A 12,374-nucleotide genomic window follows, 5' to 3' on the forward strand; every position below is an offset into this window, starting at 1 on the left:
CATAGGCAGAATTGGGCTGGTTTACATTGGAATACCACCAATGACGAGTTTTGCCATCATGTCCGATTTAAGCCAAACCCTTGCGGGTCAAAGTCAAACGCTTACAAATAGCAAACGCAACCACCATATCGACAACATTCGTACTTTTGCCCTACTAGGTATTTGCTTGGTCAATGTACCGATTATGGGTATGACCGAATCGCTTTATCACACACCACCTGAAACAACATTTGGGCTTGGGCTAAAACTGGTGTTTGAATCCTTGTTCATGATGAAGTTCTTTTTGTTATTTTCGTTCGCCTTTGGCTGGAGTGTGTTTACCCAATTCGAGTCGATGAAAGCAAAAGGACTCGACCCTAAACCGTCTTATTTTCACCGTATTGTCGGGTTAGTATCGCTTGGCGTTCTTCACGCCTTATTGGTGTTTCACGGTGATATTTTGGTGCTGTATGGGTTGGTTGCATTAATCCTTTGGGGCTTTAAAGACTGCAGTGTTGAAAACCTGATTCGCTATGCCAAGTGGAGTATATTCGCGACGCTATTTACATTGCTGGTACTGGTGGTCATTGCGGGTGAAGAAACACTGATGAGCCAAGATGCAAGATTAGGCGGCACCTACACGGATGGCATGATGTTTCGATTCGATTCTTGGCTACCAACCTTTGGCTTGTTAGTTTTGCTTCAAGCGCCTTTGGTCCTCAGCGCATTTTTGCTCGGCCTAGCAAGTGCAAAAAGCCCGTGGTTTACCAAAGAAAGTACAGGATACAAGGCACTCGCGAAAAAGTGCATGCCATATTCCGTTCTTGGTATTTTGGGGTCGCTATTTTTCGCCTGGACCAACAATTACGGACAGTTTGAGCCAAGCGGTTTAGTTACCTTAAGTGGATTGGTGGTCATTCTACTAACCGCGCCTTTACTCACTGCCAGCTATTTGTATCTGATCGTTAAGCTGGATACTAGACTCTCGTTTCCAAATATAATTCGACTTGCCAGTCGCAATACACTGTCTTGTTATGTACTGCAGGGGGTGCTCGCAGGATTTTGCTTTGCTGAATATGGAATGGGATGGTTTAACCAATTGAGCTACCCACAACTCGTGCTAGTGGCATTTATGGTCTATTTGGTATCGTCGATCATGATTGGAATGTACGCAAAAGTCTTTGGAAAAGGGCCGCTAGAGCCGCTATTGAGGCGAATTGCATTTGGCAGATAGATGGTGTTCGTGACGAGTCAAAATGCAAAGAACTTTAGGTTCGATATACATTAAGCTAGCTGACTAATTTAGTCATATTTCTTCAATGACTGAGGCATGGCCTCAGTCAAAAAAGACTATCCAAACTAGTAGAGCGATGAAGAAATTGACAACTGCGATCATAAAGCCGGGGTTAACTTTATCTTCATCGTGCTTTGGCTCTTCTTTCTCATCTCTTTTCAAGACGCTGTCCTATTTAGCATTAACTATCAATAAGTTAACAACACTCTTCACCATCAACTCTATCGCTTTTACGTTAATGACAAAAGAGTTAGTTATAGTTTGAGTAGCAAAAATGCGACAACTGCTCACTTTATAAACGAAAATGTGAACGCAATCAGAAGTATAGTACGGATTTCAGATTAATTACCGAGGCGCTAAAGAGCCATTAATTGCTGTTTCTGTGCTTGCGGTAACTTTTCTAGGGCGTAGCGAAATGCCACTCTAGGCATAGTTTTGTGATTTTGGCGCAGATAACGTACTACCTTTTCAGGCTCAGACTGAGAATACACTTTGAGCATCCAACCGTAGCCCTTGCGAACCAAATCGTGTTCATCTTGAAGCAAAGAATCTGCGATGTTAAACACCTCAAATTTGTCTGCAAACCCTTTATTGATCGGATAAATCAAGCTCACTGCCGCCGCTCGCCTAACGGGAAAATGATCGTGAGTTAGCCAAGCGTTGGCCTTAGCGAATAGAGTGGGATAGGTAACAAATAGCGCACCAAATGCATGAGTACAGAAATCATCGCAATCTCCCCAGCCGCCTACGTAGTTAAACAACCAAGATTCAAAGATCGAGTAGGTGTCTTCTCGGTACTGGTTGCGCACTCGATAGGCCCAGTCATACGCAATCACACCCAGTGCCCACTCTTTTTGTGACAACAACTGTTCGCAAACCAATAAAACCGAATCGATGGATTTATCATCGAGTTGTCGATAAATCTTGGACGACAATTTCCTAATGTCACCCGTTCTAAGTTCAGCCGGTGCTCTCGATAACTTCATAGACGAAAGCTCGTGGTTTACTTGCTCAACAATTGCACTGACTTGGGACATATTGACTCTCTATACTCTCTAGGGCGTGTTGACCTTTCGCAGTTAAATTTTGTTCGAGATAAAAGCGTTTTAATCGCGGCGAGAGGTTTTTAGCCTAGTCATTCTAAGCAAAACACCTCTCAACAAAGAGTAAAACGCTTTTAGCCGAACCCTACGGGCAGCGTTTGTGGCTCCTTTCTACAGCGTTATCGGCATTTCGAGTAGAATAACTACACATCAAAGCCTCTGCCTTGTATAAAGAATCCACAAACGGCTGCAAAAATCAGCTCGAAAGGTCAACACGCCCTAATTACTGGCATAATGCATGAATAAATCTAACAGATTCATAAGGAAGACTCCGTGCTTACATACCCAGAAACACGTAAAGATGACGTGATTGATGACTACTTTGGCCACAAAATCGCAGATCCCTATCGTTGGCTGGAGGACGACAGAAATGCAGAAACCGCAGATTGGGTGACTCGCCAAAACTCGCTAACTTTTTCTCATCTCAATGCCATCTCCTTTCGAGATGATATTCGTAGCAAGCTAGAACAAGCGAATAACTACCAAAAAGAATCGGCGCCTTCCAAACACGGTAACTACACCTACTTTTACCGCAACGACGGTATTCAAAACCAGTCGGTTATCTACCGCAGAAACGCTGAAGGCCAGGAAGAAGTTTTTCTAGACCCCAACACCTTCAGCGAAGATGGCACGTCATCATTAGGTGGTATCAGCTTTTCTAAAAATGACAAATACGTGGCGTATTCAGTGTCGATTGGTGGCAGCGACTGGCGCACGGTCTACATCATTGATGCTGAGACAAAACAGCAGCTCGAACCTGAATTAGTTGACATCAAATTCTCTAATTTATCCTGGTTCAAAGATGAAGGCTTTTACTACTCCAGTTATGACAAACCAGAGGGGAGCGAACTGTCTGCCCGAACCGAACAGCACAAGCTGTATTTCCATAAATTGGGAACCGCACAATCTGAAGACCAGTTAGTATTTGGCGGCGATGAATCACAAAAATTCCGTTATGTTGGAGGTTATACAACCGAAGATGACGCGTTTTTGGTGGTATCAGGCGCGCAATCAACATCAGGCAACCAGCTGTTTGTAAAGGATCTATCTAATCCCTCATCGGTGCTTGTCACCGTGACCACAAAAAACCATGCTGATAGCTATGTGGTGGATCATCGCGATGGCGAGTTGCTAATTCACACCAACCTCGACGCACCTCTTAATCGTCTGGTTAAAGTGTCAGCTACCCAACCACAAGACGAGAATTGGCAAGATGTTATCGCTGAGCAAAAAGAGCAATTGAGCGTTTCTACCGGTGGTGGTTACCTATTTGCTTCATACCTTGTTGACGTTAATACACAAGTGAAGCAATTTGATTATCAGGGCAATTTAATAAGAGATATTGAATTGCCTGGACTTGGCTGTGTATACGGGTTTAGCGGCAAGGCAAAAGAGACGGAGCTGTATTTCAATTTCACTAACCGAGTGCAAGACAGCACGGCCTACCGATACCATTTAGAAACCGGTGAATACACTCTCTATCGCGCATCTCAGTGTCAGATTAACACCGATTTACTTGAATCAAAGCAGGTGTTTTATCGCTCGAAAGACGGAACTAAGGTGCCAATGACCATTTGCTATCGCAAAGGGATTGAACTCAACGGTCAAAACCCAACCATCCTTTACGGTTATGGTGGATTTAATGTCAGCCTAGAACCAACATTCAGTGCATCGGTCGCCACATGGCTGGAAATGGGCGGTGTTTACGCGGTCGCCAACCTTCGAGGCGGTGGTGAATATGGTAAAGAGTGGCACATCGCCGGTACTCAGTTGCAAAAGCAAAATGTGTTCGATGATTTTATTTCGGCCGCAGAGTATTTAATTGAGTCGGGTTACACATCCTCTTCTATGCTCGCGATTCAAGGCGGTTCAAACGGTGGCTTGTTGGTGGGTGCGTGCATGACCCAGCGTCCAGACTTATTTAAAGTGGCACTGCCTGCTGTCGGCGTATTAGACATGCTTCGTTACCACACTTTCACCTCAGGTGAAGGCTGGGCGTACGATTACGGAACCTCTGCCGACAACCAAGAGATGTTCGAATACCTACTTGGTTATTCGCCAGTCCACAATGTCAAAGACGGAGTGGACTACCCAGCCACATTGGTAACCACCGCTGACCACGATGACAGAGTAGTGCCAGCGCACTCCTACAAGTTCATTTCCGAGTTGCAAGCTAAGCATCAAGGTGACAATCCCGTGTTAATTCGCATAGACACGAATGCGGGCCATGGCGCGGGGATGCCGATGTCCAAAGTGTTGGATCTCAATGCGGATATCTACGCGTTTTGCTTTTATCACTTCGGTATCCAGCCGAAATTGAAATAAGACAAGTAAACAAAAAACAGCGCCAATTTGGCGCTGTTTTCAAATCTTTTCTGCGGCTTAACGACGAACGTCATCAAACAGCTGTTTGGCAAGTTGTAAAGTTATCGCTGAATCAGAATAGAGTTGAGCGTAATTTCGCAATCCAAAAATGCCCATCACAAGGCTTTTCGTTCGAAGCTCCGGGCTTCGCTCATCCGAAATCTCGCCACATTCTAGCGCGTCTACAAACAGCTGCTGTAAACCGTTTTGCCACTTTGCCAAGCTACTGCGCAACGCGGTTTCTATCTCAGGTTCATTGATTAGCTCTGTCACCGCTTTTTGTGTCATGCAAGCGCGGTGAGGGCCACTTTCACAATGAGATATCTCGTCAACAATGCTTTCCAAATAACTCCAAAGTGACGCCATAGCACTGGGAGCATTAGCGGTAACGCGAATGAATTCGTCGGTTTTGTCTTGGTCATATTGGGCGATTGCTGCCAACATCAGGCCTTGTTTGTTTTCAAACGCACAATAAATCGAACCCGGATGCAGGCCAGTCGCTTTTTTCAAATCTTGCATGCTGGTTTTTGCGTAGCCTTTTTCTACGAACGCCTCGATGGCATTTCGCAGTACGGCTTCTCTATCAAATTCTGCACTTCTCATAACGCACTCCACCACATGTAGATGGATCGAATAATAATCTAATTTGAATCATCATTCAAAAAAGTACTTGAATGATCGTTCAAGAAACCCTATCTTGAATAAACGTTCAAATAAGAGAGATTTCCAATGAGTGATTCACAGACTGATGTGCTGTTCCAGCCATTTAAGCTAAACGACACCCTCACCCTACAAAACCGTGTAGCTATGGCGCCATTAACTCGCTGCATGGCCAGCGACGATTTAGTGCCAACTCAAGCTATGGTGGATTATTACGCCAGACGCGCTGAGACTGGGCTTATCATCACTGAAGCCACGATTATTCGCCCAGATGGCCAGGGTTACCCGAATACACCGGGAATCTACTCGGCTGAGCAAATTCAAGGCTGGCGTAAAGTCACTGACGCCGTGCATCAAAAAGGCGGTAAAATCTTCTTGCAACTTTGGCACACTGGCCGAGTGGCGCACCCTGAATTCTTTGGTGGTGGCGATGCGCTCGCACCTTCGGCACAGCGACTTGATGGTTCAGTACCTAGAATGCGACATCTTGAATACGTGACGCCGAAAGCCGCGAGCACAGATGAAATTTCGCAACTCGTTGAAGACTTTGCGAAAGCGGCTGAAAACGCGGTAGAAGCTGGATTTGACGGTGTTGAAATTCACGGAGCCAATGGCTATCTGCTGGACCAGTTCCTGCATTTTGACACCAACAAACGTCAAGACCAGTACGGAGAAATACCAGAGAATTTGGCCCGTTTCCCGCTTGAAGTCGTCGATGCAGTCATCGGAAGAATTGGCGCTGACCGAACGGCTATTCGAATCTCTCCTGCCGCCTACTTCAACATGTCGCCAAACAACAGAGACCGCGAGGTATTCGACTACTTTGTTCCTGAGTTGGACAAACGTAACCTAGCCTACTTACACATTGGGATTTTCGACGACAGCATGAGCTTCGAATACCTCGGTGGTAACGTGACCGATTACGTTCGTGCTCGATACCAAAACACGTTAATGGGCGTCGGTTCGTATACAGCAGAAACAGGTTCGAATGCAATCGAATCCAATCGATTTGACTTGCTGGCAATCGGGCGCCCGTTTATTGCCAACCCGGATTACATCGCCAGAGTAAAAGCAGGCGAACCGCTAGTCGAGTACCACGAAGGCCTGCTACAAGAATTGGTCTAACATTATATTATTCATAACGTTGAAGCGCCGTGACATGTCACGGCGCTTTTTTGTCAATCAGATCAAAAATCAGCCACCCACTGACTGGTACACTTTGGGTGACATGCCATTCCACTGCGTAAACACTCGAGTGAAGTGGGCTTGATCACTAAATCCGCACAGAAATCCAACTTCAGCCAAGCAGGACGAGTTTTCCAGTATCAACTTCGAAGCTTGATTGACTCGGCTTTCCTGTACTAAATGGGCGAACTTGATGCCCTCGGACGCCAAATTTCGTTGCAGTGTTCTGGTTGAGACAAACTGACTGCTAGCGACATTTTCTAAACTACAATCGAGCAAACCAATGGCCTCTATCGATTGCCGAGTTTTCATCTCCCATGACATCGACGAATCAAGTTGCTGCTCAGGTGTATCACCCGGTTGGTTAATGGCTTGCCAGCTTATTTTCCACTCGCTTGCCTCGGTTAGAGCTGATTGATTCACTTGATTGCCAGTGTATTGATAAACAAGATGCTCAAAATTAGCTCCGATATAGAGCTCAACATCGGAGACATTCAATTGAGCGATCAACGCACACATCAAACCCAAAACGGCCAAGTCTTCCAGTAGTGACGGTGATTCACCGGTTCGCGATAGATGACGAACGACAATATGCTGCTCGCCTAGCTCTATCTCGGTAAAGTGATTTGCATGCACATAACGCTCGAGACGCTGCCATCGCGAACACAACTTAGCCACGGTCGAATTTGAGCTTATCAGTGCTCGGCCAACCGGTTCTTTTAAGTGAAGTGCCGCGCCGCGACCAAGTTTGGGAATAACTTCAATGCCATGTTGTTCGGCAACTTGAGTTAAGAACTCGCGCTTTGTCGATAGCGGTACTTTCGCCATATTTGGGCTAAAGGACACGCCAGCATGACTAAGTTGGTGAATTTTCAACCCCGACACCAGAATATCCATCATTGCTCGGCTAGCAAATGGTACCGCTTCGGTAGAAAGAGTTGGTGCAAACTTATCCAAGTGGTCTCCTATCGGCTCAATATCGGTTGCAATTTTCGGCCAATCCAAGGTAAAGAAAGTAGTAGGTCGGGCGCTTTAGTAACCAGTGTCACTACCAGTCCAAACCATACCAATTTACCAACAAATACGGTGGCCACAATATGAAACCACACCATTCCGGTCAACAAACTTAATATGATCAATAACCTTGGCGGCGTTGGAAACATAGACATGGCTAACAATGTCCAAAGACCATATTGACCAATCCAATTTTGCAGACGTTGCCAATGAGCGTACAACTCGGAACCTTCTTCTGGTATTGCCGCCAGTAAATAGCCATCGATGCTAAACGCTATACCCGCCAATATGCTTGCCCCAATCGCAGCAGCTAGGGCAAATGTTAATGCAATCAGAACCGCCCGTTGGGGTTGCAGCCAGGCAAGTAAAATAACTGACGTTTGAGTTGGTAAGGCCGGTACGAAAAAGTCTCCAATAGACAAACCTCCCAGTATCGGTAGCGCCTTCGGTTTTGCGCCATTTTCTCCGACCCAAGCCATAATTCGGCGAGCCATCGTAGGTTTTTTTTCTCGTTTATCTGCCATCATTACGCCTTTAACATCATGCTTTCAGCCAGGTTAGGGAATAACTTCCTAACGTTCATCAGTACCTTAGTCATACCAACCTGAATCTCTGGTTTGGCTTTATCCGTACCGCTAATGATTTGTTTTGCCGCGTCTTCAGCACTGATTTTTCCTTTGCCTCGCCCGCGTGTCATGTCGGTATCCACCAGCGGTAAAATGGCCTCGCAAATCTTAATCGGTTGTTGGCTGAGTTTGACTTGAGCCCGTAAAGACTTGGTATATCCACGTAAACCTGCTTTGTTCGCGCAGTAAACCGGAGAGCTTTGTTTAGGGGCAATCGCTAACCCGGAGGTGACATAGACACATGTCCCTTTTGCTCGCAGCACATTATTCATAAGCTTTTCGGTCATAATGATGGGCGCAGTCAGGTTGACCATGGTTTCTTCCTGGCTACTTATCACGGTTTCGGCCTTTTCAAGTGAGCCATCAAAGTAGTTACGTAATTGCTGGATACCTGCATTATGAATAACAATATCAAGTGCCACTTCATCAAGTGATTCACAGAATTGGTTAATACTTGTTTCTGACGAAAGATTACAGACACACCACTCCACATCACTTCTCTCATTGCGAGCTCTGTTCACCGATTCAACTGAACTACCAGTCGCGATGACCTTGAATCCACGCGCCAGATACTGTTTGACCAATTCCGCACCTACTCCACGAGTGCCGCCGGTAATTAAAACTGTTTTCATTGTTACGCTACTCCTTTAACCGCGGCATTAGATGACGCATCAGTAAACTCACTTAAATCAATGGCATTCTCAAATTCAATTACTGCTAGATACTCTAAATAACGTCCGTTGGGCTTTTTATCTCTAGGTTCAATCAGACCATCAATCTTTCTAAGTACTGGTTTGTCTTGGTCAAAATACATATACGTTGACCCAAAGACTAAACGCCAAAACCACGACAAAGGTGTTAGCTGCACCACCAGCATGCCGTTTTCTTTTTTCGCTTGAATCGACACCGGAGTGTGCGCTTGCACTTTCAGTACGGAATAATCAAAAATGATTTTTTCACCGCGTTGCAGTTGTTGCCAATGCTTCGCGACTTCCAAAGGTAGACTGAGCAAAGTGGCGGGTGAGGTTTTAAAAGTTGAATTTTTTACCTTCGCGACCATTTGGGTTTTTGGGCTGCATAACTCAAACTCACCGGCTTGGTTGTTATGACGAAGCTCACCTCGTTCTTGCAAGCTGAGATTATGCATTGAGACACGTTCAATGCCGTTTTCAGCACTCCACTCTAATGTTTCAGTGGAGATGGGCTGGTCACCGATGCAGAACCACTCTCGAATGGCCTTTACCGCCGTTTTCTCGCCTTTCTCAAAGCGCATTTTCATGGTGAATGTAGCGCGGTTATTGGCCATTTTGCGGTCAAAAACTAATGCATTAGTTTCTTTATTAACACGATTGCCAGGCTCCGGCTTGCCATGCGGTGTGGCGTGATTGGAAGTAGTATTTTGAATTCGCATTTGCTGACCCTATTCTCGATTTGTTGAGAATAGATTAGCGATACGCGTTAACTATGAATTGAATATTTGCGCCAACCTTGCATTTAAGCGTCTTAGCGGCGAGGTCGATTGACATCACCCCAAATAGAAGGAGATAGCGTTTTTACTGACCAATACTAGAATCGATCACCCAAACCACAAATGATCGACCAACATTGCGATAAACAGCAATGTTAGATGTAAAATGGAAAACGCAAACACTTTCATCGGCTTACCTTGGCCATATTTCAGAGTCCAAGCTTGATAAACAAACAATGCACTCAGTACCGTCGACACCGCGAGATAAAACAGCCCACTCATTCCAACGACGACAGGTAGTAAACAGACAATAGCAAGCAACCAAGTGTAGAGATAAATGGCAGTTTTGGTGAACTCGACACCATGTGTCACCGGCAACATGGGAATGGACGCCTTGGCGTATTCGTCTTTGCGATGAATAGCCAGCGCCCAAAAATGCGGAGGTGTCCAGATGAATATAATCATCACCAACAACCAAGCGAATGGATGCATTTCACCGGTAATTGATGTCCAACCCAAAAGGGGCGGCATAGCGCCAGCAAGTCCGGCAATGACAATGTTTTGCGGCGTCGCTCGCTTTAAATACAATGTGTAAACCAAGGCGTACCCAACCAAACTCGCGAATGTTAGCCAGGCGGTTAACTCGTTAACCCACAGAAACAACACGATAAACCCTGCCACGCTCAACGTCAGAGCAAATGAAGCCACCTTGGTTGCGCTGAGTGTGCCTTGAGGTAGTGGACGGTCTTGGGTACGAAACATGATGGCATCGATTCGGCGGTCGATTAAATGATTGAACGCCGCCGCACCACCAGCCATCAACCCGATACCCAGTAGCCCACAGATGACGACTTGAACCGACATTCCACTAGGCACGGCCAATCGCATACCAACCAATGCCGTTAGCAGCATAAGGGCGACGACTTTTGGTTTGGTCAACTTAAAATACGCCGACAGAACTGCCGTCCAAGTGACGTTTTTTGATTGGCGTTCCGCAGAGATAACCGCAGATAAAAACGACATCTTACTCATACCGATTCTCTCCTCACCCAAGTCCATTCGGGTACTTTCACTCCAACAAGCATCAAGGCTCGCAGGCATGTCACTAATAAAAAGCTGGCAACGACGTTGTGTAAAATGGCAATAACTAGAGGCAAACTATATAAGACGTTGCTAATTCCCAAAGCGATCTGAAGGCAAAGTAGCCCTAATGCTAGGTAAGCAATATTGTGCAGTTGGCGATGAGGCGTTTTTATCAGTTGATAGCACGTCGCCAGTACACACCAGAATACAACTAAAGCGCCAAACCTATGAACAACGTGTATCGTCATTCTCGGTCCGTAATCTAAGGTTCCAAACTCGTAGGTTTCTCGCGCAGGCTGGATCAAGGTAAAGGCTTCTTTGAAGGCCAAATGCCCTTGCCATTCTCCTTCACATACTGGCAATTCCGTACACATCAGCGCAGCGTAATTGGATGAGGTCCAGCCACCCAAAGCAATTTGAATCACCACTGCTACAAAACTTACGCAAACTAAAATTCTCAGTTTTAAAGGCACCTTGAAATCGGCCTCTAGAGCGCGATGTGTGGTGAGGCCTCGGCTATCTTGCATCCGCCAATAAAAGAGGCAAAGCAGGCTAAACAGTGTAAAACCGCCAAGCAAATGTCCCATCACCACCAGTGGCATCAGCTTCATCGTGACCGTCCACATACCCAGCATGGCCTGAAATATCACTAGGCTACTCAATGCAACGGCCAGTCCTGACCACTGCTTATGACGAGCGAGAGTCACAGTGCTGATAGCAAACACCAGTAAACCCAACCCACCCGCAAAATAGCGGTGGATCATTTCCAGCCACGCTTTGTCTGCGACTATGGTTAGCTCAGGGTAGAGTGCTTCCGCTAACGCGACTTGATGAGGTTCCGTTGGCACTGTCCACGATCCATAACAGCCCGGCCAATCGGGGCAGCCCAAACCGGCATGCTCTAAGCGTGTGAAAGCACCGAGAATAATGACCGCTACAGTCAGTACCAAACTCATTCTAACCAGTCGCAATAACAGCATACTGCCTCCCCTGTTTTCACAGAAAAATAAATTTTCAGCTAGCCCACTCTGGACAGTTTTAATAGTTTTCTGAAATCCCCCAGCAGTCCTTTCATCATCAAACTCAGCTCCGGTTGCGAGGATACGGTCGGGAAGCGCATCACTAACTGCCCTAGTGGATCAACGATGACAAAGTCCCCTTCACTCAACGCTTGTTTTGCGCTTGCTGACAATGTTGCAAAATGCGTTGCGTGTGATGACGGCACACTAAATGCGGAATCTGCCCAAACTGCGGGTTTTACTTTGTCTTGATACTTGCCCAAAGCTTTATGAGTGGAATGCAAAAGCTGCAATTGTTCAGAGCAAAGCTCAGTGCATTTTTGTGGAATCACATACACCAATTGCCAAGTGGGTTTGGTTTCAACTTGCTTCATTTGTATATCAGTGAGCGTAAGCCGAGGTTCGATCAATAAACCGTGGTTGGTTACACCCGCTTGATACCAGTGATTGCTCAAAATGAGCTTTGCGGCGATAAAGGGAATAATAAAAAACGCCAGCAACAGAAGAAAAACTGCTCTTCCACGCCATACCGATGGTTGAGTACTGGTCATCTGCATCGTCTTTCCCCTGTTTTTGTAG

Annotated in this window: 12 protein-coding genes; 3 read left to right on the forward strand and 9 right to left on the reverse strand. The window is 46.0% G+C overall.

The genetic code is table 11. The annotated features are described in order from the left end of the window. Positions 1-40: 40 nt before the first annotated feature. Positions 41-1,213 (forward strand): DUF418 domain-containing protein, encoded by a 1,173-nt coding sequence (locus ACXAFJ_RS15710; RefSeq protein WP_475324721.1) that lies wholly within the window; start codon positions 41-43, stop codon positions 1,211-1,213. A gap of 416 nt (positions 1,214-1,629) precedes the next feature. Here the strand turns inward: ACXAFJ_RS15710 and ACXAFJ_RS15715 are convergent, their stop codons facing one another. After that, on the reverse strand, positions 1,630-2,310 hold the full coding sequence (locus tag ACXAFJ_RS15715) for a DNA alkylation repair protein (protein WP_475324722.1): 681 nt from the start codon (positions 2,308-2,310) through the stop codon (positions 1,630-1,632). 339 nt (positions 2,311-2,649) lie between these two features. Between ACXAFJ_RS15715 and ACXAFJ_RS15720 the strand changes: the two genes are divergently transcribed. Then, positions 2,650-4,701: a prolyl oligopeptidase family serine peptidase gene (locus ACXAFJ_RS15720; protein ID WP_475324724.1), complete on the forward strand. Its 2,052-nt coding sequence runs from the start codon at positions 2,650-2,652 to the stop codon at positions 4,699-4,701. Between the two features lie 57 nt (positions 4,702-4,758). Here the strand turns inward: ACXAFJ_RS15720 and ACXAFJ_RS15725 are convergent, their stop codons facing one another. Further along, the gene (locus tag ACXAFJ_RS15725; RefSeq protein ID WP_475324725.1) at positions 4,759-5,343 is read right to left on the reverse strand and encodes a TetR/AcrR family transcriptional regulator; all 585 of its coding nucleotides are present in this window, start codon (positions 5,341-5,343) and stop codon (positions 4,759-4,761) included. Positions 5,344-5,469: 126 nt separating this feature from the next. On the opposite strand from ACXAFJ_RS15725, the gene ACXAFJ_RS15730 reads away from it, so the two are divergent. Then, a complete protein-coding gene (locus ACXAFJ_RS15730; protein WP_475324726.1) occupies positions 5,470-6,525 on the forward strand; it encodes an alkene reductase in 1,056 nt (351 codons plus the stop codon). A gap of 69 nt (positions 6,526-6,594) precedes the next feature. On the opposite strand, the gene ACXAFJ_RS15735 is transcribed toward ACXAFJ_RS15730, so the two are convergent. From ACXAFJ_RS15735 to ACXAFJ_RS15765, 7 genes are all read right to left on the reverse strand, one after another. After that, a complete protein-coding gene (locus ACXAFJ_RS15735; RefSeq protein ID WP_475324728.1) occupies positions 6,595-7,542 on the reverse strand; it encodes a helix-turn-helix transcriptional regulator in 948 nt (315 codons plus the stop codon). A gap of 8 nt (positions 7,543-7,550) precedes the next feature. After that, complete coding sequence (locus ACXAFJ_RS15740; protein WP_475324729.1) at positions 7,551-8,123, reverse strand: hypothetical protein; 573 nt, start codon at positions 8,121-8,123, stop codon at positions 7,551-7,553. A gap of 2 nt (positions 8,124-8,125) precedes the next feature. Further along, positions 8,126-8,857 (reverse strand): SDR family NAD(P)-dependent oxidoreductase, encoded by a 732-nt coding sequence (locus tag ACXAFJ_RS15745; protein ID WP_475324730.1) that lies wholly within the window; start codon positions 8,855-8,857, stop codon positions 8,126-8,128. Positions 8,858-8,859: 2 nt separating this feature from the next. After that, on the reverse strand, positions 8,860-9,636 hold the full coding sequence (locus tag ACXAFJ_RS15750; protein ID WP_475324732.1) for a hypothetical protein: 777 nt from the start codon (positions 9,634-9,636) through the stop codon (positions 8,860-8,862). Positions 9,637-9,801: 165 nt separating this feature from the next. Further along, complete coding sequence (gene cyoE, locus ACXAFJ_RS15755) at positions 9,802-10,725, reverse strand: heme o synthase (protein ID WP_475324733.1); 924 nt, start codon at positions 10,723-10,725, stop codon at positions 9,802-9,804. Further along, positions 10,722-11,756 (reverse strand): COX15/CtaA family protein, encoded by a 1,035-nt coding sequence (locus ACXAFJ_RS15760; RefSeq protein WP_475324734.1) that lies wholly within the window; start codon positions 11,754-11,756, stop codon positions 10,722-10,724. Before ACXAFJ_RS15760 ends, cyoE begins: the two co-directional genes overlap by 4 nt. A gap of 38 nt (positions 11,757-11,794) precedes the next feature. Next, positions 11,795-12,352 carry a hypothetical protein gene (locus ACXAFJ_RS15765; RefSeq protein WP_475324736.1) on the reverse strand — a complete coding sequence of 186 codons (558 nt, stop codon included), beginning with the start codon at positions 12,350-12,352 and terminating at the stop codon, positions 11,795-11,797. Between the last annotated feature and the right edge of the window lie 22 nt (positions 12,353-12,374).

Source organism: Vibrio sp. ABH4_348 (assembly GCF_056159765.1).